Raw genomic sequence first — 25966 nt, forward strand, 5'->3', positions numbered from 1 at the left:
GCAGTGCTGGCCTAGAACGCCACCTGCAGGCGGGTGTTGAAGGTGGTGCCTTCGTCCTTCCCCGGCCCGGTGCCGCTGCGGTTGTTCGTCTGCCAGCGGATGGCCTCGAACATCACGCGACTGAAATCGTTGAGGTACCAGTTCGTGCCTAGCGTCCAGGCATGGCCGGTACCGCCGCTGGGCAGTTCGGCGTAATCCACGTCTTCATAGCGTGCCTTCAGCTCCCACGCGCCCCTGCCGCCGCGCGTGACCGGGTCGGCCACCTTCACCCGGCCCCAGGTGCCGGCCTTGCCCGAATAGGCTGGCGTGGCACCAGCCAGGAACCAGCCGGCCGAGACGGCCCAGGCCTGATGGTCAAGGTCGTAGCGACCGCTGGCATCGGCGCCGCGCAGGTTGCGGGTGCCCCATTCGCCGGTCGCCCAGGCCGGGCCGAAGAAGCCCGCCAGCTCCGCGCCATAGGCGGTGCTGCGCTCAGCGCCCAGCAGCGCGCCCGGGGTGATCTTGACCAGATCGTTGAAGTGCCCGGTGATGGCCGAGCTGCGCACCACGCTGCTGGCGCCGGCGGCGATCTCCTCGTGGAAGGCCCATGCGCCCAGATGCACCGTCGCGGTGGAGCTCTCGATGGGATTCCAGTGCACGCGCGTGGCCCAGGTCTGGCTGTCGTTGTCGGTGCCGGCGTTGTTGAGGTCATTGCCTGCCACCGAGAGGCTGGCGTGCCAGCCCTTGCCGTACACGCGCTCGGCAAGGCCGACACCGAACAGCCCGCGCTGCGGCAGCATCAAGGTGCCCACCACGTTGCGGTCCTGGAAGGGTGTGTTGGAGGTGCTGCTGGAGCCGTCGATGCCGCGATCGTTCAGGCGGTTGCCGACGGTGAGGTCGGCAGGCAGTCCGAACAGGCGGTGATCGACGGTGGCATAGACCGATTTCCAGGCCACGACGTTGTCGGCGAAATCGCCTTCGACGGCCCAGCCGAGGATGCCGTAACGTCCTTCGGCGCCCAGGCGCACCGAACGGATTTCGGTGCCGGACAGGTTGCGGTCGTTCACCGCGGAACCGTCGGTACTGGAGGCATCAACAAACAGACGCCCGCGCGGCCGGAAGGTGACACTGCCGTCGGCGCTGCTGAACTCCGGCGCCCCCTTCGACCAGGACACTTTGGGCTGTTTGGACTGGCCCGATTCCAGCGCGGCAACCCGGGTTTCCAGCGCGGGTGCGGGCGTTGCCGTTGTCGGTGACTGGGCTGCAGTGCCCTGCCCACCCTCGACAGCGCGCAGGCGCGCCTCCAGCTGCTGGATCTGCACGGCCTGCTGCTGCACCAGTTGCGAGAGCTGGGCCTGGCTCAGTGGCGCAGGCGGTGATGACGTGGACTGGGCGCCGGCATGGCCAGTGGCCAACAGCAGGCCAAGCGCGATCGACAGCGCTGCCGGCAGCAGCACGGTGGAATGGTTCATGGTCTCTCTCTCCGGCCAGCCGGCCCCCTGGCCTGGCGCTGGCCTGTTGCGGTGGTGCGGGGGAAGATCGGGGAAGGAGGCGCGCGCCGCCGGATCAGCCCGGCGGCGCGGCAAGCGGGCTCAAGCGGCCGCGCTCAGCTGGTGGCCTGCGTCTGCGCGTTCGGGCGCCAGGTGATCAGTTTGTTCTCGACCACATCCAGCATGGCGTCGATGACCAGCACGAAGGCGGCCAGGATGATGATGCCGGCAAACACGCCCACGGCATTGAAGTTGCCTTCGGCCTGGGCGATCAGGTAGCCCAGCCCTGCCGAGGCACCCAGGTACTCGCCGATGATCGCGCCGACCACGGCGAAACCGACCGAGGTGCGCAGCGAGGACAGGATCCAGCTGGCCGCAGCCGGGAAGTACACGTGACGCAGCAGGTCGCTGCGGCCTGCGCCGAGGATGCGGGCATTGGCCAGCACCACCGGGTTCACTTCGCGCACGCCCTGCATGGCGTTGAAGAAGGTGGTGAAGAACACCAGCGTGACCGCCAGCGCCACCTTCGACCACAGCCCCAGGCCCAGCCACAACACGAAGATCGGCGCCAGCACCACGCGCGGAATCGCATTGAAGCCCTTGATGAAGGGATCGAGGATGCGTGCCGAACGGCGGCTCAGGCCGAGCCACACGCCACCGGCCACGCCCAGCCCGGTGCCGATGATGTAGCCCAGCGCGGTTTCGGTCAGGGTGATGTAGACGTGCTGGTAGAACGATGTATCGGACAGCCAGGTCCAGGCCTGCTGCACGATCGCCGTTGGCGAGGGGAAGAAGAACGGATCGATCACGCCCAGCGCGATGCCGCCTTCCCAGCCGCCGAACACGGCGACCACCAGGGCCAACTGGATGAATTTGTCAGTCTTGGCGTGCATAGCTCTTCTCCACTTCGCCGCGCAGGCAGGCCCAGATGTCGCGGTACAGGTCGGTGAATCGTTCGTCCAGCTTGATTTCGGCTACGTTGCGCGGCCGCTCCAGGTTCACGTCGAAGCTGCGCACGACGCGGCTGGCCGGGCCGGAGGACAGCACCACCACGCGGTCACCCAGCGCGATCGCCTCTTCCAGATCGTGGGTGATGAGGATCACCGAGCGGCGATCCTCCTGCCACAGCCGCAGCAGTTCGTTCTGCATCAGGTGGCGGGTATGGATGTCCAGCGCCGAGAACGGCTCGTCCATCAGGATCACCTTCGGCTCGACGATCAGCGCCTGCGCCATCTGCACGCGCTTGCGCTGGCCGCCGGACAGCTGGTGCGGGTAGCGGTGCTCGAAGCCCGTCAGGCCGACCTTGGCCAGCCAGGCATTGGCTTTGGCCTTGCGCTCGGCTTCAGGCACGCCACGGAAGCGCAGACCCAGTTCGACGTTCTGGTAGGCGGTCTTCCACGGCAGCAGCGCATCCTGCTGGAACAGATAGCCGACCGATTCCTGCACGCCGCTGACCTTGCGGCCATCGATGGCGACATCGCCGGACGACGGCGTCAGCAGACCCGCCACGGAATTGAGGATGGTGCTCTTGCCGCAGCCGGTGGGGCCGACGATGGCAAGGAACTCGCCGTCGCCCACCTGGATGTCGACATCGCGCACGGCGGTGAATTCGCCGAAGGACATGGTCACCTTGTTGATGGCGACCATGGTCTGTGCAGGCTCCAGCTGCGGCGCGCCGTTGAGCTGGCGCACGGTGGCATTGAGGGCCATGGGGTTACCTCCGCTTAACGTTGGGCTGCCGGCGCCGCAGCGTGGGCACGCTCGACGAAGGCATTGGTGTAGGTCCTGGACAGATCGATGTTGGCCTTGGCAACGTCCGTGTTGAATTCGCGCAGCACCTTCAGCGGCGTTTCCAGATCGGCCGCGGTGAAGTGGCCATCGGTGGTGAAGATCGCGCGGGCGTTCTCCACGGCGCGGGCATAGGTGGCGCGGTCGCCGGAGACATAGCTGTCAGGCAGGGCCGCGACGATGTCCTCGGCGCTGTTGTCGGCGATGAACTTCAGCGCCATCTGCTCGGCACGGGCGATCTTTTCGGCCGCTTCCGGGCGCTTGTCCAGGAAGCTCTGGTTGGCGTACATCACCGAGGTCGGGTACAGGCCGCCATAGACCTGGCGGGCGCCGTCATCACTGCGTGCGTCGAGGATGATCTTGCCGACCTTGCGTTCGGTGATCAGGGTGGCGGCAGGATCGTAGTTCACCAGCAGGTCGATCTTGCCCTGCTCCAGCGCGGCGACTGCAGCGGCACCGGAACCCACGCCGATCAGCGAGATGCTGTCGACCGGGATGTCATGCTGGGCCAGGAAATGCCGCACGAAGAAGTCCGACGAGGAGCCCGGTGCGGTGATGCCGACCTTCTGGCCCTTGATGGTCTGCGGGCGCGCCGGATCGAACGTGGCGTCTTCGCGGCCGGCCATCACCAGGCCGGAATTGCGCGAGAGCAGCACGAAGGCGACCACGTCCTTGCCCTTGGCCTGCATCTGGATGGTGTGGTCGTAGAAGCCGACGGCCACGTCGGTGGAGTTGGCAACCAGCGCCTGCAGCACCTTGGAGCCACCCTGGGCGAAGTTCTCGGTCTTCACTTCCAGGCCGACGTCCTTGAAGTAGCCCTTGGCGTCGGCGATGAAGAACGGCAGGTTGTTGAGGTTGTAGGAACCGACGCTGATGCGCACCGGGGCATTGTCGCCGCCGCGCGCGGCACCGCCGGCGGCAGTGGCGTCCGGCTTGCTGCATCCGGCCGCGGCCAGGCCGACCGCGCACAGCGCGGCCATGAAGAACTGCTTGTACATCATCCCTCCCAGGAGTGAAGCATCTACGTTGTGGTGGCGGGCAAGCACCGCTGTGCCGGCCCGGCCGGTTTCAGATCATGCCGCTGACGTCCATTGGCGGGCTTGGGTAGCACTGGCCCTGGCGGGCGCGGGCGACGTGGCGAACACGCGACCTTCAAACAGACGACGTGCGGTGCGCACCACGCTGGCGACCACCGGCGCATCGTCCGAGCTGCGACTGAGGCCCACCTCCAGGGCCCCACTCGGATGTTCGAGGGTAATGCTGCCGGGCAGCGGCAGGCACCCGACCAAAGTGTGGGCCAGCGTGCCCGGGGTGACGGCGGCGGTCGCGATGCCCACCGCACCGGTAATGGCCAGCGCGGTGTGGCACTGGTGCGGCATGAAATAGCGCACCTGCAGCTGCCCGCCGTGTTGTGGTGCGGACAGCAGCACCGGCTTGGGAATGACCTTGGTGCCGGCGTCGGCGATGCCCATGCGGGCGCCGGCTTCGATACGCAGCGCCTCCAGCCGTGCCATGAACGCAGCGTCCGCATTCAGTTCGGCAGGCGAGGCATCGCCGCGTATGCCCAGGTCTTCGGCCTGCACCAGCATCAGCGGCATCGCGCAGTCGACCAGGCTGACCGGCACGCCGTCGATGGTTTCCCGGGCATGGCCGCTGGGCAGCAGCTTGCCGGTGCGTGCGCCGGCCGCATCCAGGAAGGACAGCCGGACCGGAGAGGCCGAGCCCGGTGCGCCGGCAATGCGCGTATCACCCCGGTAGACCACGTTGCCGCCCGGCGTTTCCACCGTGGCGATGATCAGCTTGCCGGTGTTGACGTTGTGCACGCGCACTTCGGTCTGCGGGTCCTGTGCCTGCACCAGCCCGCGCTCGATCGCATACGGGCCCACTGCCGCCAGCATGTTGCCGCAGTTGGGTGAGGTATCGACCACCTGCTGCTCCACCCGCACCTGGGCGAACAGATAGTCCACGTCGGCATCGGGCCGGCAGGAGCGGTCGATGATGGCCACCTTGCTGGTCAGTGAGTTGCCGCCGCCGATGCCGTCGATCTGCAGCGGGTGGCCCGAACCCATCACCTCCAGCAGCAGGCGATCACGCTCGGCGGGATCGGCCGGCAGATCGCTGGCCAGGAAGAACGGTCCCTTGGAGGTGCCGCCGCGCATCAATACGCAGGGAATGCTGAGCAGATCGTTGGACATACGTGTGATAGATTGATGCGTATAGGGGATGAATGACCCCTCTGTGATTCGATACTGGCATGACCTCAATTGATCTGTGAATTGCTGATTTTTGGATGATTGATACCTGATGAGCATCAATTGCGAAATTCTGGATCTGCGCGCGTTCCTGCTGGTGTCGGAAACACGCAGCTTCCATCGCGCTGCCGAGATCCTGCATGTCTCCCAGCCGGCATTGAGCCGACGCATCCAGAAGCTTGAACAGGCGGTGGGCTCGCCGCTGCTGGAGCGCACCACGCGCAGCGTCAGCACCACGGCCGTGGGCGAGAACCTGCTGCCGCTGGTGCGGCGCATGCTGGAAGAGTTCGATGGATCGCTGTTCTCACTGCGCGGCCGCGAAGACACCCGCGGCGCTACCGTGACCATCGCTTGCCTGCCTACGGCGGCGTTCTATTTCCTGCCCAGCGTGATGGCGCGCTTCCACGAGGCGCATCCGAACGTGCGCTTCCGCATCCTCGATATCCCGGCCACCGAGGGCCTGCAGGCGGTGGAGCGCGGCGAGGTCGAGTTCGGCATCAACTTCATGGGCGCCAACGACCCCAATCTCGATTTCGACGTGCTGGCCGAGGACCCATTCGTGCTGGCGTGCCGGCGCGATCATCCGCTGGCCCGCAAGCGCACGGTGGAATGGGCCGATCTGGCCGGGCACCAGCTGATCACCGTGCATCGCACCAGTGGCAATCGCACGCTGCTGGACGGCGCATTGGCGCGCGAGAACCTCAAGCTGAGCTGGCATTACGAAGTGACCCACCTGTCCACGTCACTGGGCATGGTCGAGGCCGGCATCGGGGTATCGGTGCTGCCGAAAATGGCGACCCCTGATGGCGATCATCCGACGCTGGTGACGCGTTCGATCGGCAACCCGGTGGTGTCGCGCACCATCGGTATCGTGCGCCGTCGCGGTGCCCTGCTCTCGCCCACCGCAGAGCGGTTCCTGCAGATGCTGATGAGCCAGTGGCGCGCGCAGACCTGAGCGCGGCTTAGTCCGCAGGGCGTGGTGCAGCTGTGACTTTCTGGCCGCCATCAACTGCGCTGCTGGCCAGCAGCTGTTCGGCCAGCCCGCGGTAGATCGGCACCCGGCAGACCATGCCGGACACGCCCCGGGCAATCAGTACGGTGGCCAGGATCGGCAGCAGCAGATCGCCGCTGTCGGTCAGTTCCAGCGAGATCACCGCCGAGGTCAGTGGCGCCTGGGTTACGCCTGTCAGGTAGGCGCACATGCCCAGCAGCACGAACGCCTTCGGGTCCACCGCCGGCATCAGCACCGCCAGGTTGTGCCCCAGCCCGGCCCCCACCGCCAAGGCGGGTGAGAACAGACCGCCGGGGATGCCCGCCACGTAGGACGCCAGGTTGGCGAGCAGCTTCATCAGCCCGAACTCGTGGCCGACGATGGCCTGGCCCTGCACGAGACTGCGCGCCTGCTCATAGCCGGTACCGAACGCGCCGTCGCCGAAGATCAGCGCCAGTACCACCACGATCAAGCCACAGGCCGCGGCCAGTAGCACCGGATGGTCCCGCTTGAGCCTGCCCAACCAGCGCGGATGACCGGACATGGTCAGCAGTACCACCCGGGCGAACAGTCCGCCCAGCAGGCCGGCGACCACGCCGCACAGCACAATGGCGCCCCACGCCTGGCCCAGGGGCAGCAGCGCCGAGACGTGGCCGAAGTAGGTGTAGTTGCCCAGCAGGCCGAGGGACACCACGCCGCCCACGATGACCGCCGTGAGCAGGGTGCCCGAGAAGCGGTGCTCAAAGCGCCCGCTCAACTCTTCGATGGCGAACACGATGCCCGCCAACGGCGTATTGAAGGCCGCAGCGATGCCGGCCGCGCCCCCTGCCAGCAGGAAGTGCGACAGCTCGCGGGGATCCTTGAACCCGAACCAGCGCCCGAACAGGTACATCAGGCTGGCACCGACGTGCACGGTGGGGCCTTCGCGGCCAACCGATGCGCCGCCAAGCAGGGACAGCGAGGTCAGCAGCAGTTTGCCCGCCGAAACCGCAGGCGAGAGGTTGACCTGCCGGAATTCCGGGTCCGGCTGTTCCAGCGATGCGATGACCTGCGGAATGCCGCTGCCACGGGTGGGCCTGAGCGCACCGGCGGTCAGCCAGGCCAGCAGCGCGAAGATGCCCGGCGTGAGCAGCAACGCCCACCAGGGGGAATGGGCAATGACACGCTGGAAGACATGGAAGGCGGCATCACTGGCCTTGGCGAACACGATGGCAACCAGCGCCACCGCCACCGCCCCGCTCCACAATGCCGCGCGCCGGCGCCATCCTTCGGTCAGCACCATCGCTGAAATACGGGTGCGGAGACGTTGAAGATCGAACATCGGGCGATTCTGCGAGCGCCGGTGGCTCCAAGGAAGTGGCGAGTGTGGCGGTTGGTCCTGCTGCATCCGGTGAAATGGCAGGCTGCTTCCCAGGCGCTGCTGCCGGAGGCAGGAAGACACGCAGTCGACCCGCTCCTGAGGCGGATTCTGCCCAGGCCTGCCCGGCCGCCATGGTCATAAGCCAAGGCCCCGGAGCGGCTGCGCGACTCCTGGGGCCCTCTGCCGCAATCTCTAGCGACGCAAGGCGTCGATGATCACGCCGGTGGCGATCTCCACCAACAGATAGTCTGTATCGGACTGCCGTACCCAACGCTGGCCGCGGCCGGGGTCGCGCAGACGGTAATGCGCGTAGTCGTCCACCCAGTAGCGCCGGTCGACCTCGGCCCACGGCAGGCGGTCACCACGGCGCCATACTTTCTTCTGCCAGCCCGGCGGTGGTGCGTCGCGCTTGTGAGGGCCGCCTGCATGGGGCGGCGGTCCGTTGCCACGTGCATGATGCGGCGGATCGGCCCAGGCAGGGGCGGCAACCAGGGTCACTGCGGCGCCCAGGGCAAGGCCAAGCAAACGTCCGGCTTTCATGGGGAGACTCCCGGTGCCGCCGCAGTATGCGGCGTTGTGGCCCGGAATATAGAACAGGGCCTGTGAATGAATGCGTGCGCTCGAACGGAACGGGCGTTCGCAAGCCGGCGCCTCGCGATGCGCCCCCTCATCGCCGAACCTGGGTGGGGTTCAGGCCCAATCGCCTCTGCAGCAGTCGCCTGAGCGTCGCAGAATCGCCGAGTCCCACCTGCGCGGTCACCTCTTCCACCGAAAGCCCGCCGCTTTCCAGCAGCACCCGCGCCCGGTTCAAGCGCACCGACTGGATGAGCTGCTGCGGCCCGTAGCCGAGCGCTTTGTTCACTTGGCGGTTGAGGGTGCGTGTGGACATGTTGGCCCGCGCTGCAAGCGTGCCCACCGTGACTGGTTCCGGCAGGGCTTCTGCAATGTGGCTGGTCAACAGCGCTATCAGATTGTTGTCGGGCACCATCATCGCCGGCGACATGTACAGCGACTGCAGGCGACGCTGCTCGACCAGCAATGCCTGGCCCAGCATGGCAGTGAGCTGCTCGCCGAAGCGCTGGCGCAGGACGTAAAGCACCAGGTCCATGTGTGCCATCGCGGCGCCGGCGGTGACCAGCGGGCCATCCGCATGCACCATGCGATCGGGTTCCACACGCGTAGTGGGCGCCACGCGCCGCAGCGCAGAGGCCAGCCACCACGTTGTGGTCACGCAGCGTCCCTCCAGCAATCCGGCGGCGTTGAGCAGAAACACGGACGAACAGGAGCCTGCAATCGTGCCGCCCGCCCTGGCATGGCGACGCAGCGCCGCCAGCAAAGGCGGGATGTCCGGCTGGCTCAGGCGAGCATCGAGTTGGCTGGCATCGTCGATGTCCAGGCCCGGCAGGATCCAGCATTCGTGCGCAGAGGAACGCACAGGCAACTTTTCCACCTGCAGTTGCAGGCCGTTGCCAAGCGGAATGCATCCTGGCGTCACCGCACAGACCCGCCAGCGCGGCGGTGCAACCCCGACCCGGCACGCCAGCTTGGTTGCGGTGGTCAGAAGATCGAGAGTGAGGGTGACGCTGGAGGCAAAGGGGGCGTGCGGCACCACCAGGACGAAATCATGCATTGGCCGATTGTGCGCGATTGTTGGCAAATCAGCCACTTCAGGTCCGCGCCGTCGCGCGGTTGAATGGGCGCTCCCTCACCCACGAGCGCTATCCATGCCCACCATCCTCATCAAGACACCCGCCGACGCACTGACCGCTCTTCAGCGCGAGCGGATGATCGCCGCCGTGAACACCGCTGCAACGCAATGCAGTGGCCTGGGACCTGATCCTCGCCAACGCAGCCTGTGCTGGGTGATTGCCGAGGAGGTGCCGGCCGGCTTCTGGCGCTGTGGCGGCAGTGCCGACTTCCTCCACGTCATTCCGTGCCTGGTCCACGTCCTGGCCCCTGCCGGCGTACTCGACGAACAGCACCGATCCCGTTACGCGGCGGTTGTGCACCAGGCCATTGTGGAATCGCTGGCCTTGCCGGATACGCAGCGGCTGGCCGCTTCGATCATGGTGAGCGATGTTGCCGATGGCACGTGGGGGCCCAACGGCCAGCTGTGGACATTGCCGCAGTTCGTGGAGGCCGCGGGGTATTCCCATCTGCAAGTGCCGGTGAACCGCTGACGCCGCAAGCCCTTGTCAGCAGACTGCACCAACGATCATGTTCAATCGCCCTCTGGTCGCCGGCAGTAGCGGGCAAATTCCCGAAGAAAGGCCTCCGCCGGTCCGCGATTGACCGGCTGCCTTACGGCATCGGCAATGGCCTCCGGCTCCATCTTCATGAAGGGGAAGCGCAGGAACAGTGCTTCGTTGAAGCGGGAGCTGATTGTCGATAACACAAGCCGCAGAGCCGCGAGCATGTCTTCGCCGCGATGGGATGCATGCACCAGGGCGATGGGCTTTGCAACCACAAGATCGCCCGAGACGAGCCAATCCATGGCGTTCTTCAAGCCGCCTGGAATGCCTCTTGCGTACTCGGGGCTTGAAATCAGAATGCCATCACTGGCTTCAATGCATCGCTTGAAGTGCACGACGCTGTCAGGCAAGGGCAGATCTTCAAGATCGGGAGAGAAAACGGGCAGTCCGCCAAGGTCAGCGTAGGTACTCAGCGCGATATCCGGCGGGGCAATTTCTTCCAGCGCCCTCAGCAATGCAGTGTTGGTGGACAGCCGGCGAGCGCTACCGGATACGGCGAGGATCTTCATCCCGGCACGCTATCACAGGCACCTGCCGCCGTGTCCGGCAATGACCCGCAGCGCCCCGTTGCACGCCATTCTGCGGGACCTGATGCTGCCCCGCCTTTTCATAGAGACACCGATCCTGCAGAAACAGGCGAAGACCGTCCTCCACGATGACGGTGAACAACAACCGCAGCCTATCGGCAGGCGCCTGCCCCCTGGGTATCGCCCCCACCTGACGGCTACTTGATCTTCAGCGCCGGCAGAAGTGGGTCAACATCGACCAATTCCAGTGACTTGACCATGTGCAGCGTCCCGTTCTTGTATTTCAGGAAATGCGAACTCTTCACATGCTGTTCGTAAGCCTGCCGACTCGCATAGATTTCAAGGATGGTCAGCCGGGTCGGATCTTCCTTGTCAAAGACCGCGTACAACGACAGCACGCCTGGCTCCAGCTCCATGGAAGCGCGAACTTCTTCAGCCAAGGCATCCCGATAGGCCGGCAGATGGTCTGCATTGATGGTGAGCTTTGAGAGCCTTGTCATCTGTGCCTCCTGCGCGCCAACACTGAAGGAGCATGCCACCATGCTGATCAAGGTGCCGATGATCATCTTGTTCAATCAATTCTCCAATGCGCGCGCGCCATTCGACGGTATCTCCTGCTTGAACATCATTCGTGCCGGGCCTCAAGCTGACGGTGAATGCTGACACGAACACGTTCCGCCGCCTCCAGGCCGAAGCGTGCTTCGAGAACAGCAGCCAGCCCATACAGTTGCTCTGGGCGAAGTCCTATGTTCATGCTGATGCCAATGTGAGACTGCAACTGGGGCTCCACCCCGGACAGCGCAGCCAGCATGCTGACCGTGGCCAACTCGCGGCTTTGCCAATCAAGGTTGTCGCGCTCGAAAATGTCGCCAAACAGATGCGTACGCAAGTACTCATTTGCCTGGGGTGCGAAATCGAACAATGGCCCTGAGACCGGGCCGCCAGCCAGCCTGGTCTGATTGGCCGTGCCTGCAGCGAGCAAGGCGTCGCCTTTGGGAATCGGCCTGCCGGGCTCGCGGCCGGCCTCATCCTGGATGCCCCGCTGCCTGCGTGCCTGTGCCACTTTCATCAATTCGCTCAACGCATTCAGGCTCCGCGGAAAGCCCGCATACGCGTAAACCTGCACAAGGACTTCGCGCACTTCGACCACGCTCAGCCCTGCGTCCAATCCCTGATTCAACCACTGCCGAAGGCCGGTCATGTCGCCGGCCGCTGCGGAGGCGCTGAGTGGAATGATGGCTTGCTGGCGGGAATCCAGTTCGGTGGCAGAAACCCCGTTGTATTTGATGTTCATAGCTGCTCCTTCGTGTGCGCCAGAGGTGAGCACCCGCCGCTGGCCCGCCGGCTGAGCGTGATACGCCGACTGCGCGCGCGGCTCGACGCCTGCTGCAGCGGTCGTGTGCAGGGGGATACGGCCGGACGGCCACTCGAACTCGATGCGTGCCTCCACCGGCCCCGCCGTGCGAAGAGCCTGCAGGCCCCCTTCGATACGTCCCAGCAGCACCAGCCCCTTCGAGTAGCCGAACGGTCTGTGGAAGATCGCCAGATTCCCCCACGGCGCGTAGAAGGCGATATCGCCGGCCACTGGCGTGATCCCGTCTGGTTCGCCGGCAATGTTGAGGCGGTGCGGGAGCTGCGCGATCTTCTCCGTAGCAGCATAGTCCTCAAGCTGAAGGGTAATCGGCAACTGGGCGGCGAACTCGCGTGCGGGAACGCTATCCTCCAACGTGGCCGACAGCGTCTGGTCGTTGATGATCAGCCGGATCTTCATTGCAGTGACCTTCGGGTTGGGCGCCGTTTTCATGAGCGCAACGGCGTGTTGATTCTGCTCGGCAGAACATGCAGACACCGCCGCGAATGCAAGGCAAAGCGAAAGCAACTGCCCAATGATCCACGCCGAACGTCCCATCAGCCTCGGGCTTCCGCGGCAACCGCCGAGCCGGACGCGGATGCAGCATCGGCGGCCGTGACATAGGCAAGCAAGGCCGCGAGCAACAGCAGGCCTGCACCGGCCAGGAACGTACTGGCGAAACCAGCGCTGTCCAACAGCAGGCCACCGAGGGTGGAACCCACCGCGATCGAGCACTGCACCACCGCTACCATCAGCCCCCCGCCCGCCTCGGCGTTGCTGGTGAACGTGCGTGCCAGCCAGCTCCACCAGCCCACCGGTGCAGCCGTGGCCAGCAGCCCCCATACCGAAAGCAGTACGGCGGTGGGCCAAAGGTGTGAACCCAGGGGCACCAGCGTTACGGCAATCACCGCCATCAGGATCGGGACAGCCACCAGTGTGCGGTAGAGGCCACGCCTGATGAATGCCCCGATCGCGAGCGTGCCCACAAAGCCGCTTGCACCAATGGCCAACAGCACCAGAGGAACCGCGGACTCCCCTGCCCCCGTGACCTTTTCCAGGAACGGGCGCACATAGGTGAACAAGGCAAACTGCCCCATGAAGAAGGCGCCGCACGCCGCCATGCCCAGCATCACTACCCGCCGCCGCAACAGGGCCAGTACCCCGCCGTGGGATTGCCTTCCTTCTGCGGGCATGGAAGGAAGACACAGCCACTGCCATGCCAGCGCGATGGCTGCCACAGGCAGAAGGCACAGGAACGCACCGCGCCATCCGATCACGCCGCCAAGATAGCTGCCCAAGGGTGCAGCCACTACCGTCGCCAGCGCGTTGCCGCCATTGAAGATCGCCAGTGCTCGCGGCACCTGCGCTGCAGGCACCAGGCGCATGGCCGTGGCCGCAGACAACGACCAGAACCCACCGATCACCACGCCGATCAGCGCCCGGCCCATCATGTACATCGGGTAGCTGGGAGCCATCGCCACCACCACGCCCGACACCGCCATCACCGCGGTGAGCGTCAGCAGCAGCGTCTTCCGGTTGATGCTGACGGCCAACCGGGAGATCGACAAGCTGGTCAGCACTGCGAAGGCGCCGGAGATGGCAATTCCATACCCGGCCAGCCCTTCGGACACGCCGAGGTCAGCCGCCAAGGGCGTGAGCAGGCTCACCGGCATGAACTCAGAGGCGATCAGTGCGAACACGCACAGCGTCATCGCCAGCACACCTCCCCAGTTGGCCCGGTCAGCCGTTGCGTCGTTGCTGCTCATTTCCCAGCCAAGCCTTGCTGGAAGAACGTCGCCAACCTGGCGAAGGGAATCAGGTCGGCGCGGTCATACAGGTCTACATGACCGGCATTTTTCACCCAGTACAGTTCCTTCGGATGCCCTGCCCTGCGGTACGCATCCTCGCTGAACTCACGGGAATGTGCGTGGTCGCCCGAGATGAACAACATCGGCCGAGGCGAGATGGTCTCGATATCGTTGAAAGGATAAAAATTGACGAACTTGACCAGGCTGCTGAACAGCGGCTGGGTGGTTCGTTCGGGCTGCTCGCCTGCGGCCGCATAGGCACCGCGCGGCGTACGGTAAAAATCGAAGAACTCACGCTGCACGTCCGGCGTATCGGCATCCAGCGTATTCACGGTGCCCGGCACATAGGCGGCCTGCCCACCGTTGAACTCAACCAGGCGCTGCTTCGTCGCCGCGTGGATCATCGCTTTGCGCTGTTGAAGCGACTGCGTGTTGTTCAACCCCTGGCGCACAGCGGCGCCCATGTCATACATGCTGACCGTCGCGATTGCCTTGATGCGTGGATCGATCTTCGCAGCGCTGATCACGAAACTGCCACTGCCGCAGATACCCAAGCCGCCAATTCGTTCCGGGTCCACGAACGACTGCGCGCTCAGGAAGTCCACCGCCGCGCTGATGTCATCCGAATAGATCTCCGGCGACACCAGGTGCCGAGGCGTACCGGCGCTTTCACCCCAGAAGGACAGGTCGATCGCCAGCGTAACGAAGCCCTGCTCAGTCAGCTTCTGCGCGTACAACTGTGAACTCTGCTCCTTCACTGCGCCCATCGGATGACCGACTACCACGGCTGGCGCGCGGGCACCCCGCACCTGGCCCTGAGGCCGGTACAGCGTTCCGACCACCTCCATCTGGTATTGGTTGCGGAAGCTGACGCGCTCGCCTTTTACGCTGGCGCTTCTGTAGAAATTGTCGGCGCCGGCGGTTCTTGCGGTGACCGGTGCCTCGGCGGCCACGGCCGACTGCGGAACGAAATGGCTGGCAATCAGTGCCAGCAGCAGCGTGGTGGGTTTCATGTGCGGACGGCCTCAGTGGGAACTCAGGTCGCCACGATAGGCGGCGCCTGCTACCGCGATAAGCCGGCTGAAAGTTGATGCATTACTGAGTTGAGCTCACAATTGACCCATGAGCAGCGTGAAGACCAACGACCTGCAAGCCTTCCTGGTGGTGGCACAGGAGCAGAGTTTCACCAAGGCTGCTGTTCGCCTGGGGGTGACACCCTCTGCGCTCAGCCACTCGATGCGGCTGCTGGAGGAGCGCCTGGGCATCCGGCTGCTGGCCCGGACCACGCGCAACGTCTCCCCGACCGAGGCGGGCGAGCGCCTGATGCGCTCCATCGCACCGCACTTCGAGGCGATCGGCGCCAGTGTGGAGGCATTGGGGGATCTGCGCGATCGCCCGGCCGGAACCCTGCGGATCTCCTGCACGGACGATTCGATGGAGACCATCATCCGCCCTCGCCTTGCCGGATTCCTCGCCGAGTATCCGGACATCACACTGGAGTTCTACGTCGATTACGGCTTCACCAATGTGGTGGAACAGCGCTTCGACGCCGGCATCCGGCTGGGTGAGGCGCTCAGCAAGGACATGATCGCGGTCAGGGTCGGGCCGGATTGGCGCCTGGTGGTGGTTGGATCGCCCGATTATTTCGAGAAGCATGCCAAGCCAAGGAAGCCTGCCGATATCACGCAACATCGCTGTGTGCACATCCGACATCGGCCGAATGGCGCCATCTATGCGTGGGAGTTCGAGGAGAAAGGCAAGGAGTTCACCGTGCGCGGCGACGGACCACTGGTGTTCAACAGCATGATCCACGTGATCAATGCCGCCCTGGACGGCCTGGGCCTGGCGTACGTGCCTGAGCCGATGGTGGCCGATCACATTGCCGAGGGCCGGCTGCTTGCCGTGCTCGACAAATGGTGCGTGCCTTTTCCGGGCTATCACCTGTACTACCCGAACCGCCGGCAGCCCTCGCCGGCATTTTCGGCGCTGGTGGGCTGGCTGAAGCGGGACGCTTAAGGTCCGCGGTGGTGCCAGGTCGGACCGAAGCACGGCGGCCTGCATCGCGCGCACCGGCTGACGGCCCAGACGCACGCGCGCAGGCGCGACTCAGGGATCGGATGCATCCGGCAGGCGCGCCAGGACAGCCGCCCGGCACGCATCCAGGATTTCGTCCGCCAGCGGCGAATCATCCGGACAGGACCGGGACAGCACCACCGCGCCCACGGCCATGGCCATCAGGGCTATCCGGCGCGCACGCGCCTCCGGGCTGGCGTGCTCGCCCATCGGCTCATCCTCGCCGGCAGGGCGCCCTATCTGGGCTTCAATGCCGGCGGCAAAGGCTGCCTTGACCGTTGCCGGCTGGCGCGCGGCGTCTGCACTCAACGCGGCCATCGTGCAGCCGTGGCCTGGGTCATCCCGATGCTCCCGGGAAAGGTAGTAGCCAAGAAATCCAGCCAGATCCATGCCCGCCGCAGCGTCGGCAGATTGCGCCAGGCCGCAGATGGAGGCTTCGGCCATGAGGTCGGTCTTGGAGCCGAAATGCTTGTAGAAGCCACCGTGGGTAAACCCTGCAGCCGCCATCAGGTCTGCAACGCCCACACCGTCGTAGCCCCGCTCCCTGAAGAGCGTGGATGCGGTTTCGACAATGTGCGCCCGGTTGGCCTGCGCTTGTGCCTTGGTGACCTTCATGACCCGATGCCCCAGGGGCTGTGCTGCGGAAGGACGGCAGTCTAGCACATATGGATTACGTTCATCATCAAACCATTGACATCATGGATTATGGTCATCATCATTGTGGCAACGACCACCAGCCCCACATCAGATGACGACCACGACATTGTTCCAGCCCTACCCCCTTGGCCCACTGACGCTGGCCAACCGTATCGTGATGGCACCGCTGACGCGCAACCGCGCCGATGCCGGCCTGGTGCCCAGCCCGCTGGCGCCCACCTACTACGCCCAACGGGCCTCGGCCGGCCTGATCATCACCGAGGCCACCCAGATCTCGGCCCAGGCCCAGGGCTACCAGGACACGCCCGGGCTCTACACGCAGGATCAGATCGACGGCTGGCGCCAGGTCACCGACGCCGTACACGCACGTGGCGGGCACATCTTCGTGCAGCTCTGGCACGTGGGCCGCATCTCGCACGTGGATCTGCAACCCGGCCACGCCGCACCCGTCTCCGCCTCGGCCATCCGTGCGCAGACCAAGACGTTCGTGCACAACGGCTTTGTTGATGTGTCCGAGCCGCGCGCATTGGAGATCGACGAACTGCCGGCCATCGTCAACGACTTCCGCCAGGCCGCCGCCAATGCCATCGCCGCCGGCTTCGATGGGGTCGAAATCCACGGTGCGAACGGCTACCTGCTGGAACAGTTCATCAAGGACGGCGCCAACCAGCGCACCGATGCTTACGGCGGTTCGGTCGAGAACCGCGCACGCCTGCTGCTGGAAGTCACCGCCGCCGTGGCGCAGCAGATCGGTGCCGACCGCACCGGTGTGCGCATCTCGCCGGTTTCTCCGGCCAACGCGATTTCCACCGTCAGCGATCCGCAGCCGCAGTACGACTACATCGTCGATCAACTCAGCGCACTGGGCATCGTGTACCTGCACGTGGTGGAAGGTGCTACCGGCGGCCCGCGCGACGTAGCGCCGTTCGACTTTGACAGCCTGCGCCGACGTTTCACCGGCACCTACCTGGCCAACAATGGCTACGACCTTGAACTGGCCAACGCACGCCTTGCCGCTGGCAATGCAGACCTGATCGCGTTTGGCCGCGGCTTCATCAGCAATCCCGATCTGGTCGAACGCCTGAAAACCGGCGCGCCGTTGAACGCGTTGAATCCAGCGACGTTGTACGGCGGCGGTGCGGAGGGTTACACCGACTACCCCGCATTGACCGATACGGCGCCGCAGTAACCCGTTCGACAGCGCCGCGCTGCACACGCCGTTCGCCCCTTCCAATTCCACGAGACACACCATGAGCCAGCTTCCCACCGTCCTCATCACCGGCGCCTCCAGCGGCATCGGCACCGTTTACGCCGAACGCTTCGCACGCCGCGGCCACGACCTGGTGCTGGTTGCGCGCGACAAGACGCGCCTGGAAACACTGGCCGCGCGCCTGCGCCAGGACACCGGGGTCGCCGTAGACGTCCTGCCGGCCGACCTCACCCAGCGCAGCGATCTGGCCGCCGTGGAAGCCCGCCTGCGTGACGATGCCCGTATCGGCATCCTGATCAACAACGCAGGCATCGCGCAGTCCGGTGGCTTCACCGCGCAATCGGCCGACAGCATCGACCAACTGGTGACACTGAACACCCTCGCCCTGACGCGCCTGGCCGCTGCCATTGCACCGCGATTGGCCACCGCCGGCGAAGGCGCGATCGTCAACATCGGCTCGGTCGTCGGCCTGGCACCGGAGCTTGGCATGACCGTCTACGGCGCGACCAAGGCTTTCGTGCTGTTCCTCTCGCAGGGTCTCAGCCTGGAACTGTCGCCCCAGGGCGTCTACGTGCAGGCCGTCTTGCCGGCGGCCACCCGCACCGAGATCTGGGAGCGTGCCGGCATCGACATCAACACGCTGCCCGAAGTGATGGACGTTGGCGAACTGGTTGATGCCGCCCTGGTCGGCTTTGATCGCCGCGAGACCGTGACCATTCCGCCGCTGCATGTGGCCGCACGCTGGGACACGCTGGAGGCATCGCGCCAGGGCCTGCTCTCGGATCTCCGCCAGGCGCAGGTTGCGGAGCGTTACCGCGCATGAAAGCCTTCCTCATTGACCGGTATGGCAAGAAGGAAACGGGGCACGTCGGTGATGCACCAACGCCGCCGCTGCGCGACGGCGATGTGCTCATCCGCGTGCACGCGGCCAGCGTCAACGCGCTGGATACGAAGATCCGGCGTGGCGAGTTCAAGGCGGTCCTGCCGTATCGCCTGCCGCTGATTCTGGGCAACGACCTGGCCGGTACGGTGGAGCGTGTGGGCGCGGGCGTTTCCCAGTTCAAGCCGGGCGATGAGGTGTATGCACGTCCTGACGATGATCGCATCGGCACGTTCGCCGAGTTCATCGCGGTCAAAGCGGGCTCTGTAGCGCCCAAACCCCGCAACCTCAACATGGTGGAGGCCGCCTCGCTGCCGCTGGTCGCACTGACCGCGTGGCAGACGCTTGTGGAAACCGCGCAGCTGAAGCCGGGACAGAAGATCTTCATCCAGGCGGGATCCGGCGGCGTCGGCACCGTGGCCATCCAATTGGCCAAACATCTGGGAGCCTTCTTGGCGACCACGACCAGCACGGCCAATGTCGCATGGGTGAAGGAGCTGGGCGCGGATGTCGTCATCGATTACAAGCGGCAAGATTTCGCCTCGGAACTCCGCGACTACGATGTGGTGCTCAACAGCCTGGGCAAGGATGAACTGGAGCGCTCTCTGAAGATCCTCAAGCCGGGCGGACATCTCATCTCCATTTCGGGTCCGCCCACGCCCGCCTTTGCGACAACGCGCGGGCTCGCCTGGCCGCTCAAGCAGGTCATGCGTCTGCTCAGCCGTGGCATCCGCAGGAAGGCCAAGCAGAAGGGAGTGACGTATACCTTCGTCTTCATGCGAGCCGATGGGGCGCAATTGAGCACCATCACATCGCTTGTGGAATCCGGCGCGATCGCACCGATCATTGACCGGGTGTTTCCGTTCCAGGACACCCAAGGCGCGTTGGCTTATGTGGAGAGCGGGCGGGCGAAGGGCAAAGTGGTGGTGGAGCTGTAAAGCCGGGGCGGCTCAGGCGCGCGCTATATCATCTTCGCCTTGCGCCGTACGTTCAGGAGCAAAGCTTCCCACCCCTTGCCAGACAGCTTGCCGAACGCATCAATGAGCTCGGCACGCTGGTTGGTTTCCGCGAAGAGAAACGCGATCGTGGCATCCTGCATGTTCGTGCAGGAGAACAACGATGCGGGCGACGGGACATCTTCTTGCAGCAACGGCTGTCACGCTGAAGGTCGGCGTGGTGTTCTGGGTACTGGTGGCCTGGCGGACGCCAGGTGGCGAGCCTTGGGACGCGCCTGCATTCTGGACCGTCGTCTATCCCATCGCACTGGGCATCGCCGCCGTTCTAGGCGCCTGTTTTCCCCGCAAGGCGTGGCTATGGGGACTGTTGCTCATGGCGCTGCAGGTGCCGGTGGTGGCCGTGGTCTCGGGCTTTGGCCCGTTGTTGCTGGCCGGACTGGTGTATGCACTGGTGCTGGCGGTGCCTGCGATGGTCGTCGCGGCGGCGGCAGGGGCGCTGCGCCGTCGCCTGCATGGGAGGGTCTGAGAAGCTCAGCGCCTCGCCGGCTGCCACCCTGCGCGCATTGCATCCCCGGGGCTGCAGAACATGCGCTCGCCGCGACTCAGGTCGATGCTGGTGCGCTCGTAGTCCCGCTGGCCGGGCACGTGGTAGATCTTCTTGCCCTGGCGGGAAATGTTGCCCTTGATGCGGCATCCGCCCGGCGCCGGCTGCGCGGCCACCGGGGCTTGTCGTACCGTCTGGTCACGCTTGCTGCGACGAAAGTCAGCTGGCATCTGGAACGGCCCCTGCCAGAGGTTCCGCTGATGCTGGCGCGCGTCGGCTTCGTCTGCGATGAATGCCGTCGCGTATTGGCGATACGCGACCGCCCAGCCGGAGCGCACCATCCACCGATTGACCGACGTCCCTTGGACAAAGCACTCCGCCACCACCCTGCCGTAGCGGTCGGTGTCCTTGGGCTGGCAACGAATGGTCTTGTCCAGCAGATACGCGTCCAGCACGCCGGCGGACCGCCGGCCACAGGGCCAGGGACGTCCGTCTTTGGCGGTGCATTGCTGGGCGCTTTCAGGCGCATCGATGCCCCAGAGGCGGATGCGCTGCTTGGCCACGGTGAGGGTGTCCCCGTCCGTCACCGTCGCGCGGCCGACCAGCTCTGCTGCCACACCAGGAACCGACGCAGAAACCAGAAGCAACACCACCAAACCCTTCAACACAACAACGACATCCTCTAAGCGCATGCTCGGGTGCGAGCGCCAATTCAAACGGGGTGCGACACTCTAGCGGAAGTGGTCGGATGTCGCCTAAATATGAAGCGCCGGACCTGCCGACAACGTCGCCGCGCTCACCCTGACCCGGAATGCAATGAGCAGGCTGGCGAGCAGCATCACCGCCGCTGCAACGGTGAGAACGGCAACAATGCCCCCCAGCCCGAACACCAGACCGCCCAAGGCGGCCCCCGCGGCGATGGAGGACTGCACAGCAGCGACCACCATCCCGCCGGCACTCTCGGCCTGGTCAGGCACCGCACGTGCAACCCAACTCGACCACGCAACCGGCACGCCACCGAAGGCCAGGCCCCACAGCGCGACCAGCATCGCCAGCCCGCCAACGCCCACCGGCAACAGGACCATGCCCAGCGCGGCTACCCCAACCAAGGCAGGCATGATCACCAACGTGACTTTCAAGCTGCGCTCCATGAGCCAGCCGGCCAGGAGTGTGCCGACAAAGTTCGCCACGCCGAATCCGAGCAGAATCAGCGCCACGCCATCGGCGCTCATCTGCCCCAAGCTCTCCAGCGTCGGGCGGATATAGGTGAAGAGCGAGTACTGACCGGTGTGCGCCAGAACACAGCCCAACATGCCGACCGCAACGCCTGGCCGGCGCAAGAGCCTCACCACCGACTCTGGGGCTGCAGCCTTGCGCGGGGCCATTCGGGGCAGCGTGAACCACTGGAACGCAAACGTGAGTGCACCTACCGCCGTCGCCGCCCAGAAGGCGCTGCGCCAACCCAGCAGCCCGCCGAGGTAGCTCCCCAAGGGAACCGACACCACCGTGCCGACCGCAATGCCGCTGAAGATGATGGAAAGCGCGCGAGGCACGCGCTGCGGCGGCACCAACCGCATGGCCACGGCCGCTGCCATGCTCCAGAAACCGCCCAGCGCGATGCCCAGAAGGACGCGCATCACCAGCAGGACGCCCATGCTGGACGACAATGCCACCAAGGCATTGGAGAGGATCATCAGACCCGTGAAACTCAACAGCACCAAGCGCCTGTCCATCGAACGGGTCAGCCGGGGCACAAGCAGGCCGGCGAACAGCGCCACTACCGCGGTGACCGTCACGGCTTGACCCGCCAGCGCCTCCGACACATCCAGGTCCGCCGCCATTGGTGTCAACAGGCTGGCAGGTAGGTATTCGGCCGTGAGCAGCCCGAAGACACCCATGGCCAGCGAAAACACGGCCACCCATGCCGATGACGACGGCTCCCCGCTATCCCGGGTCACAGAATCAGGCGCGACCGCGGTATCCACTACGTTATTGCTCATCAAAGATCCCAGTGCATTCGTGCAGCCGAGAGTCTAGGGAGCCATGGCAGGATGATCTATGATTGTTCGGCCTGCATTTTTGATCGAAACCCCGAGTCGTCTCCATGAGCCACGCCCCACACCTGCCCTCCGACCTGATCAGCGAGCTGCTGACCGGCATGCGACTGCATGGCGTTCAATACCGACGCATTCAGACCGGGCCGACCTTTGGGCTTGGATTTCCGCCGAAGCCAGGGCATGCCTACTTCCATTACGTGGCAGTGGGCACTGCGATTCTTCGTGGCGAGGACGGCAGCCAACACGTGCTCTCCGCCGGGGATGTCGTGCTTCTTCCCCGCGGAGAAGGACACGCGTTGCTGTCGGGCGAGAACCATCCCGTCCAGTGCCTGGAAACGATAGACGCCGCTCCGCTGGGTGACACGGTGAGCGGGATAGACACGTGCCCGAGCACCCATGCCGTGCCAAGCGCCGTGCTTTTCCACGGATGCATGGTGTTCGATCTGGGTGGCATGCAAGGGTTGAGCAAGGTGATGCCGGCGGTGATGTTGGCCGATGGCAACGGCACTCAGTTCCCCGGGCTGTTGCCGATGGTCGACGCGATGAAGCGCGAGGTGTGCTCCGGACGTATTGGATTTGCAGGAATACTCGCCCGACTGGCGGATGCCGTCGCCGCGATGATTGTCCGCGACTGGGTCGAGCGCGGTTGCGACGGCGCATCCGGCTTGGTCATGGCCATGCGCGACCCTCGTCTATCGCTGTCGTTGCTTGCCCTGCACAAAGACCCTGGGCGTGACTGGACCGTCGAAGCGCTGGCTGCAGAATCCAACATCTCACGTTCTGTCTTTGCAGACCGGTTCCAGACCGTTGTTGGAACCGCGCCCCTGCGGTACGTGACCGAGCTGCGAATGCAATTGGCGAGTCAATGGCTGACCCACCAAAGCCTCTCCATCGAGGTAGTGGCAGAGCGTCTCGGCTACGCGTCGCAGGCAGCGTTCAGTCGCGCCTACAAGCGCGTCATGGGGCACTCTCCTGGGGCGACTCGGCGCGGGCGCCCCTTGGCCTCGCCATAGTCCGCTCCCGGCCACAAGGCAGCCAATGGCCCAGCCGCCGATCAACAACCCATCCAGATCCGCCCTCGACTCAGTCGCCCTGCCCCAGCTCCCGCGCAAGGAAGGGCGCCGTCCTGCTGCCCTTGGCGCGGGCGACCTGCTGCGGCGTTCCCTCGGCCACGATGGTGCCACCCGCAGCGCCGGCGCCAGGCCCGAGGTCAATCACCCAATCCGCCTGCGCGACAGCACGCATGTCATGCTCGATCATCACCACCGTATTTCCGGCTTCAACCAGCCGCTGCAGCTGGGCCAGCAGCCGGTCCACGTCCGACGCATGCAGGCCGGTGGTGGGTTCGTCCAGCACGTAAAGCGTGCGCCCACGCTGGCTGCGCTGCAGCTCGGTCGCCAGCTTGATGCGTTGTGCCTCACCGCCTGACAGTTCCGTGGCCGGCTGGCCCAGCCTCAGGTAGCCCAAACCGATTTCCTTCAGCAGCTGCAGCGGGCGGGCAATGGCATCCTCCTCGATGAAGAACGCATGCGCCTGGTCAACCGTCATCTGCAGGACTTCGGCGATGTTGCGGTCGTTCCACAGCACCTTCAGCGTGGCCTCGTTGTAGCGGGCGCCGTGGCAGGTGGGGCACGGTGCATAGACGCTGGGCATGAACAGCAGTTCGACGCTCACGAAACCCTCGCCCTCGCAGGTCTCGCATCGGCCCTTGGCAACGTTGAACGAGAAGCGGCCCGCATCGAAACGCCGGCGGCGTGCGGCCGGCGTCGCGGCGAACAGCTTGCGCACGTGGTCGAACAACCCGGTATAGGTGGCCAGATTGGACCGTGGCGTGCGGCCGATGGGCTTCTGATCCACCTGCACCACCCGCTGGATGGCGTCCACATCGCCTGCCAACCGACCTCGCGTCACTTCGATCACTGTTGGCCCGTCCGTGGACGCGCCCTCGGCGCCATCGTCCGCGGGCTCATGCCCCAGGTGCAGCAGCATCAGCTCAGGCAGCGCCTGCGCCATCAGGCTGGACTTGCCCGACCCCGAAATGCCGGTCACTGCGGTCAGTAACCCCAGCGGCACCTGCGCATCCACGCCCTGCAGGTTGTGGCGGTGGATGCCCTTCAGCTCCAGCCAGCTGTTGGCGCTGCGCTGCCGGCTGGCGGCCGCCGGCATCTGGTCGAACAGATACAGGGCGGTCCGGGACTCCTTGACCAGCCGCAGACCGTCGGGCTCGCCACTGTAGAGAACGCGCCCGCCATGCTCGCCCGCGTCTGGGCCGACATCCACAAGCCACTGCGCGCGGCGCATCAACTCCAGATCATGTTCAACAACGAAGACCGAGTTTCCGCCGTCACGCAGCCGGTCGAGCGCGTCGTACAGCGCCTGGCTGTCGGCGGGATGCAGGCCGGCCGATGGCTCGTCGAGCACGTACAGCACGCCGAAAAGCAAAGAGCTGAGCTGCGTCGCCAGCCGCAAGCGCTGCAGCTCGCCGGCCGACAGTGTCGGCGTGGCGCGATCCAGCGAGAGATACCCCAGGCCCAGGCCACGCAACTGCCTTACACGCGCCATGACCCCGCTTGCGAGCCGCTGTGCAGCCAAGCGCTTCTCTTCCGACAATGCCGAGGTCAGTCGTACGTCGGGGGCCGCGGCATGGCTGGCACCACCGCTGGCCGCTCGCTGGGCGCGATCGCGGCGTGTGGCGGCCCCTTTGTTGCGTGAGCCACGGCTGTGCGCGCTGAAATCGCCGTGCGCGATGGGCTCAAGCAGATCCGCCAGTTGATCCAGCGGCAGCCGCATGAATTCACCGATATCCACACCGGCGAAGGTGACCGAAAGCGCCTCCGGCTTCAGGCGCTTTCCGTGGCAGGCCGGGCACAGCTTGCCCTCCATGTAGCGGGAAACCCGCTTGCGCATCAGCGCGCTCTGGGTATTGGCAAACGTGTGCAGTACGTAGCGGCGGGCGCCGGTGTAGGTGCCCATATAACTGGGCTCAAGTTTCCGCTTGAGCGCGGTACGGGTCTCGGCAGGCGTGAAGCCGGCATAGACCGGCACGGTCGGCGTTTCCTCGGTGAACAGGATCCACTCCCTGTCCTTCTTCGGCAGCTTCTTCCACGGAATGTCGATGTCGTAGCCGAGCGTGACCAGGATGTCGCGCAGGTTCTGGCCATGCCAGGCCGGCGGCCAGGAGGCGATGGCGCGCTCGCGGATGCTCAGCGTCGGATCCGGAACCATCAACGCTTCGGTCACCTCGTAGACGTGCCCAAGGCCGTGGCAGGTGCTGCAGGCACCCTGTGGCGTATTGGGTGAGAAGTCCTCGGCGTACAGCATGGGCTGATTGGCCGGGTATGCCCCCGCACGCGAATACATCATGCGCACCAGGCTGGACAGCGTGGTCACACTGCCCACAGACGAACGTGCATTGCTGGCGCCACGCTGCTGCTGCAGGGCCACTGCCGGTGGCAGCCCATCGATGGCATCAACATCGGGCACGCCCGCCTGGTCGATCAGGCGCCGTGCATACGGCGCAACCGACTCGAAGTAGCGCCGCTGCGCCTCAGCGAAGACCGTCCCAAAGGCTAACGATGACTTGCCCGAACCCGATACCCCGGAGAACACCACCAGCGCATTGCGCGGAATGGAGACATCGACATTCTTGAGGTTGTGCTCGCGCGCGCCGCGCACCTCGACGCAGCCGCCGGCTGCGGCAGCGCACGAGGATTCTCCGAAAGGGTTGTTGGACATCGTTGCGTTCCTGCAGGCAGTGAGCGGTGCGCATCAAAGCGCCCCCAAGGATGCAT

25 protein-coding genes are annotated in these 25966 nt (G+C 65.3%); 8 read left to right on the forward strand and 17 right to left on the reverse strand.

All coding sequences use genetic code 11. The features are described 5' to 3' along the window. Positions 1-11 precede the first annotated feature (11 nt). The 5 genes from ACQ5SA_RS01535 to ACQ5SA_RS01555 form a co-directional block, all read right to left on the reverse strand. Positions 12-1451, reverse strand: a complete 1440-nt coding sequence (locus tag ACQ5SA_RS01535) for an OprO/OprP family phosphate-selective porin (RefSeq protein ID WP_499312203.1) — start codon at positions 1449-1451, stop codon at positions 12-14. Between the two features lie 134 nt (positions 1452-1585). Further along, positions 1586-2362 carry an ABC transporter permease gene (locus ACQ5SA_RS01540; RefSeq protein ID WP_089235668.1) on the reverse strand — a complete coding sequence of 259 codons (777 nt, stop codon included), beginning with the start codon at positions 2360-2362 and terminating at the stop codon, positions 1586-1588. Continuing rightward, entirely contained in the window at positions 2346-3179 is an 834-nt protein-coding gene (locus ACQ5SA_RS01545; protein ID WP_089235669.1) for an ABC transporter ATP-binding protein, read from the reverse strand. The genes ACQ5SA_RS01540 and ACQ5SA_RS01545 overlap by 17 nt, the downstream gene beginning before the upstream one ends. Positions 3180-3193: 14 nt before the next feature. Beyond that, positions 3194-4255 (reverse strand): ABC transporter substrate-binding protein, encoded by a 1062-nt coding sequence (locus ACQ5SA_RS01550; RefSeq protein WP_230109554.1) that lies wholly within the window; start codon positions 4253-4255, stop codon positions 3194-3196. Between the two features lie 75 nt (positions 4256-4330). Then, a complete protein-coding gene (locus ACQ5SA_RS01555; RefSeq protein ID WP_499312205.1) occupies positions 4331-5452 on the reverse strand; it encodes a 4-oxalomesaconate tautomerase in 1122 nt (373 codons plus the stop codon). Between the two features lie 109 nt (positions 5453-5561). Between ACQ5SA_RS01555 and ACQ5SA_RS01560 the strand changes: the two genes are divergently transcribed. Next, entirely contained in the window at positions 5562-6464 is a 903-nt protein-coding gene (locus ACQ5SA_RS01560) for a LysR family transcriptional regulator (protein ID WP_353100817.1), read from the forward strand. A 7-nt stretch (positions 6465-6471) separates the two neighbouring features. On the opposite strand, the gene ACQ5SA_RS01565 is transcribed toward ACQ5SA_RS01560, so the two are convergent. The 3 genes from ACQ5SA_RS01565 to ACQ5SA_RS01575 form a co-directional block, all read right to left on the reverse strand. Beyond that, positions 6472-7821: a chloride channel protein gene (locus tag ACQ5SA_RS01565; RefSeq protein WP_353100815.1), complete on the reverse strand. Its 1350-nt coding sequence runs from the start codon at positions 7819-7821 to the stop codon at positions 6472-6474. A 231-nt stretch (positions 7822-8052) separates the two neighbouring features. Beyond that, complete coding sequence (locus ACQ5SA_RS01570; protein WP_499312207.1) at positions 8053-8400, reverse strand: RcnB family protein; 348 nt, start codon at positions 8398-8400, stop codon at positions 8053-8055. Between the two features lie 127 nt (positions 8401-8527). Further along, positions 8528-9490 (reverse strand): GlxA family transcriptional regulator, encoded by a 963-nt coding sequence (locus tag ACQ5SA_RS01575; RefSeq protein WP_499312209.1) that lies wholly within the window; start codon positions 9488-9490, stop codon positions 8528-8530. Between the two features lie 94 nt (positions 9491-9584). On the opposite strand from ACQ5SA_RS01575, the gene ACQ5SA_RS01580 reads away from it, so the two are divergent. Then, positions 9585-10040, forward strand: coding sequence for a hypothetical protein (locus ACQ5SA_RS01580; protein WP_353100811.1), 456 nt, complete (start codon positions 9585-9587; stop codon positions 10038-10040). 41 nt (positions 10041-10081) lie between these two features. On the opposite strand, the gene ACQ5SA_RS01585 is transcribed toward ACQ5SA_RS01580, so the two are convergent. The 5 genes from ACQ5SA_RS01585 to ACQ5SA_RS01605 form a co-directional block, all read right to left on the reverse strand. Further along, the gene (locus tag ACQ5SA_RS01585; RefSeq protein WP_353100809.1) at positions 10082-10621 is read right to left on the reverse strand and encodes an NADPH-dependent FMN reductase; all 540 of its coding nucleotides are present in this window, start codon (positions 10619-10621) and stop codon (positions 10082-10084) included. A gap of 215 nt (positions 10622-10836) precedes the next feature. Further along, on the reverse strand, positions 10837-11205 hold the full coding sequence (locus ACQ5SA_RS01590; protein WP_353100825.1) for a putative quinol monooxygenase: 369 nt from the start codon (positions 11203-11205) through the stop codon (positions 10837-10839). 59 nt (positions 11206-11264) lie between these two features. Then, on the reverse strand, positions 11265-12410 hold the full coding sequence (locus ACQ5SA_RS01595; RefSeq protein ID WP_499312212.1) for a cyclophilin-like fold protein: 1146 nt from the start codon (positions 12408-12410) through the stop codon (positions 11265-11267). A 137-nt stretch (positions 12411-12547) separates the two neighbouring features. Next, positions 12548-13756 (reverse strand): MFS transporter, encoded by a 1209-nt coding sequence (locus tag ACQ5SA_RS01600; protein WP_499312213.1) that lies wholly within the window; start codon positions 13754-13756, stop codon positions 12548-12550. After that, on the reverse strand, positions 13753-14811 hold the full coding sequence (locus ACQ5SA_RS01605; RefSeq protein ID WP_499312214.1) for an alpha/beta hydrolase: 1059 nt from the start codon (positions 14809-14811) through the stop codon (positions 13753-13755). Before ACQ5SA_RS01605 ends, ACQ5SA_RS01600 begins: the two co-directional genes overlap by 4 nt. 109 nt (positions 14812-14920) lie before the next feature. Between ACQ5SA_RS01605 and ACQ5SA_RS01610 the strand changes: the two genes are divergently transcribed. After that, the gene (locus tag ACQ5SA_RS01610; protein ID WP_499312215.1) at positions 14921-15814 is read left to right on the forward strand and encodes a LysR family transcriptional regulator; all 894 of its coding nucleotides are present in this window, start codon (positions 14921-14923) and stop codon (positions 15812-15814) included. Positions 15815-15904: 90 nt separating this feature from the next. On the opposite strand, the gene ACQ5SA_RS01615 is transcribed toward ACQ5SA_RS01610, so the two are convergent. Next, positions 15905-16486 carry a TetR/AcrR family transcriptional regulator gene (locus ACQ5SA_RS01615; RefSeq protein WP_499312217.1) on the reverse strand — a complete coding sequence of 194 codons (582 nt, stop codon included), beginning with the start codon at positions 16484-16486 and terminating at the stop codon, positions 15905-15907. 133 nt (positions 16487-16619) lie between these two features. Here ACQ5SA_RS01615 and ACQ5SA_RS01620 point away from each other — a divergent pair, with 133 nt between their 5' ends. The 4 genes from ACQ5SA_RS01620 to ACQ5SA_RS01635 all read left to right on the forward strand — a co-directional run bounded on the left by ACQ5SA_RS01620 (position 16620) and on the right by ACQ5SA_RS01635 (position 20100). After that, positions 16620-17717 (forward strand): alkene reductase, encoded by a 1098-nt coding sequence (locus ACQ5SA_RS01620; RefSeq protein WP_499312218.1) that lies wholly within the window; start codon positions 16620-16622, stop codon positions 17715-17717. Between the two features lie 61 nt (positions 17718-17778). Continuing rightward, entirely contained in the window at positions 17779-18561 is a 783-nt protein-coding gene (locus ACQ5SA_RS01625; RefSeq protein ID WP_442243562.1) for an SDR family NAD(P)-dependent oxidoreductase, read from the forward strand. Beyond that, a complete protein-coding gene (locus ACQ5SA_RS01630; protein WP_499312220.1) occupies positions 18558-19556 on the forward strand; it encodes an NADP-dependent oxidoreductase in 999 nt (332 codons plus the stop codon). The genes ACQ5SA_RS01625 and ACQ5SA_RS01630 overlap by 4 nt, the downstream gene beginning before the upstream one ends. A 181-nt stretch (positions 19557-19737) precedes the next feature. Next, the gene (locus ACQ5SA_RS01635) at positions 19738-20100 is read left to right on the forward strand and encodes a hypothetical protein (RefSeq protein ID WP_353101012.1); all 363 of its coding nucleotides are present in this window, start codon (positions 19738-19740) and stop codon (positions 20098-20100) included. A 5-nt stretch (positions 20101-20105) separates the two neighbouring features. On the opposite strand, the gene ACQ5SA_RS01640 is transcribed toward ACQ5SA_RS01635, so the two are convergent. Further along, positions 20106-20810 carry a thermonuclease family protein gene (locus ACQ5SA_RS01640; protein ID WP_442243565.1) on the reverse strand — a complete coding sequence of 235 codons (705 nt, stop codon included), beginning with the start codon at positions 20808-20810 and terminating at the stop codon, positions 20106-20108. A 63-nt stretch (positions 20811-20873) separates the two neighbouring features. Beyond that, the gene (locus ACQ5SA_RS01645) at positions 20874-22118 is read right to left on the reverse strand and encodes an MFS transporter (protein WP_499312222.1); all 1245 of its coding nucleotides are present in this window, start codon (positions 22116-22118) and stop codon (positions 20874-20876) included. 104 nt (positions 22119-22222) lie between these two features. On the opposite strand from ACQ5SA_RS01645, the gene ACQ5SA_RS01650 reads away from it, so the two are divergent. Continuing rightward, a complete protein-coding gene (locus ACQ5SA_RS01650) occupies positions 22223-23188 on the forward strand; it encodes an AraC family transcriptional regulator (protein WP_499312224.1) in 966 nt (321 codons plus the stop codon). Positions 23189-23258: 70 nt separating this feature from the next. Here the strand turns inward: ACQ5SA_RS01650 and ACQ5SA_RS01655 are convergent, their stop codons facing one another. After that, positions 23259-25910, reverse strand: a complete 2652-nt coding sequence (locus ACQ5SA_RS01655; RefSeq protein WP_499312226.1) for an excinuclease ABC subunit UvrA — start codon at positions 25908-25910, stop codon at positions 23259-23261. Positions 25911-25966 lie beyond the last annotated feature (56 nt).

Origin of the sequence: Stenotrophomonas indicatrix, from assembly GCF_050573115.1 — a bacterium.
In the GTDB taxonomy this organism is placed as follows: domain Bacteria; phylum Pseudomonadota; class Gammaproteobacteria; order Xanthomonadales; family Xanthomonadaceae; genus Stenotrophomonas; species Stenotrophomonas lactitubi_A.

What these genes read in the sequence shown, in the direction of transcription:
- ACQ5SA_RS01535 (WP_499312203.1), bottom strand. Translation starts at nt 1,451, where the DNA reads ATGAACCATTCCACCGTGCTGCTGCCGGCAGCGCTGTCGATCGCGCTT.
- ACQ5SA_RS01540 (WP_089235668.1), bottom strand. Translation starts at nt 2,362, where the DNA reads ATGCACGCCAAGACTGACAAATTCATCCAGTTGGCCCTGGTGGTCGCC.
- ACQ5SA_RS01545 (WP_089235669.1), bottom strand. Translation starts at nt 3,179, where the DNA reads ATGGCCCTCAATGCCACCGTGCGCCAGCTCAACGGCGCGCCGCAGCTG.
- ACQ5SA_RS01550 (WP_230109554.1), bottom strand. Translation starts at nt 4,255, where the DNA reads ATGTACAAGCAGTTCTTCATGGCCGCGCTGTGCGCGGTCGGCCTGGCC.
- ACQ5SA_RS01555 (WP_499312205.1), bottom strand. Translation starts at nt 5,452, where the DNA reads ATGTCCAACGATCTGCTCAGCATTCCCTGCGTATTGATGCGCGGCGGC.
- ACQ5SA_RS01560 (WP_353100817.1), top strand. Translation starts at nt 5,562, where the DNA reads ATGAGCATCAATTGCGAAATTCTGGATCTGCGCGCGTTCCTGCTGGTG.
- ACQ5SA_RS01565 (WP_353100815.1), bottom strand. Translation starts at nt 7,821, where the DNA reads ATGTTCGATCTTCAACGTCTCCGCACCCGTATTTCAGCGATGGTGCTG.
- ACQ5SA_RS01570 (WP_499312207.1), bottom strand. Translation starts at nt 8,400, where the DNA reads ATGAAAGCCGGACGTTTGCTTGGCCTTGCCCTGGGCGCCGCAGTGACC.
- ACQ5SA_RS01575 (WP_499312209.1), bottom strand. Translation starts at nt 9,490, where the DNA reads ATGCATGATTTCGTCCTGGTGGTGCCGCACGCCCCCTTTGCCTCCAGC.
- ACQ5SA_RS01580 (WP_353100811.1), top strand. Translation starts at nt 9,585, where the DNA reads ATGCCCACCATCCTCATCAAGACACCCGCCGACGCACTGACCGCTCTT.
- ACQ5SA_RS01585 (WP_353100809.1), bottom strand. Translation starts at nt 10,621, where the DNA reads ATGAAGATCCTCGCCGTATCCGGTAGCGCTCGCCGGCTGTCCACCAAC.
- ACQ5SA_RS01590 (WP_353100825.1), bottom strand. Translation starts at nt 11,205, where the DNA reads ATGATCATCGGCACCTTGATCAGCATGGTGGCATGCTCCTTCAGTGTT.
- ACQ5SA_RS01595 (WP_499312212.1), bottom strand. Translation starts at nt 12,410, where the DNA reads ATGAAGATCCGGCTGATCATCAACGACCAGACGCTGTCGGCCACGTTG.
- ACQ5SA_RS01600 (WP_499312213.1), bottom strand. Translation starts at nt 13,756, where the DNA reads ATGAGCAGCAACGACGCAACGGCTGACCGGGCCAACTGGGGAGGTGTG.
- ACQ5SA_RS01605 (WP_499312214.1), bottom strand. Translation starts at nt 14,811, where the DNA reads ATGAAACCCACCACGCTGCTGCTGGCACTGATTGCCAGCCATTTCGTT.
- ACQ5SA_RS01610 (WP_499312215.1), top strand. Translation starts at nt 14,921, where the DNA reads ATGAGCAGCGTGAAGACCAACGACCTGCAAGCCTTCCTGGTGGTGGCA.
- ACQ5SA_RS01615 (WP_499312217.1), bottom strand. Translation starts at nt 16,486, where the DNA reads ATGAAGGTCACCAAGGCACAAGCGCAGGCCAACCGGGCGCACATTGTC.
- ACQ5SA_RS01620 (WP_499312218.1), top strand. Translation starts at nt 16,620, where the DNA reads ATGACGACCACGACATTGTTCCAGCCCTACCCCCTTGGCCCACTGACG.
- ACQ5SA_RS01625 (WP_442243562.1), top strand. Translation starts at nt 17,779, where the DNA reads ATGAGCCAGCTTCCCACCGTCCTCATCACCGGCGCCTCCAGCGGCATC.
- ACQ5SA_RS01630 (WP_499312220.1), top strand. Translation starts at nt 18,558, where the DNA reads ATGAAAGCCTTCCTCATTGACCGGTATGGCAAGAAGGAAACGGGGCAC.
- ACQ5SA_RS01635 (WP_353101012.1), top strand. Translation starts at nt 19,738, where the DNA reads ATGCGGGCGACGGGACATCTTCTTGCAGCAACGGCTGTCACGCTGAAG.
- ACQ5SA_RS01640 (WP_442243565.1), bottom strand. Translation starts at nt 20,810, where the DNA reads ATGCGCTTAGAGGATGTCGTTGTTGTGTTGAAGGGTTTGGTGGTGTTG.
- ACQ5SA_RS01645 (WP_499312222.1), bottom strand. Translation starts at nt 22,118, where the DNA reads ATGAGCAATAACGTAGTGGATACCGCGGTCGCGCCTGATTCTGTGACC.
- ACQ5SA_RS01650 (WP_499312224.1), top strand. Translation starts at nt 22,223, where the DNA reads ATGAGCCACGCCCCACACCTGCCCTCCGACCTGATCAGCGAGCTGCTG.
- ACQ5SA_RS01655 (WP_499312226.1), bottom strand. Translation starts at nt 25,910, where the DNA reads ATGTCCAACAACCCTTTCGGAGAATCCTCGTGCGCTGCCGCAGCCGGC.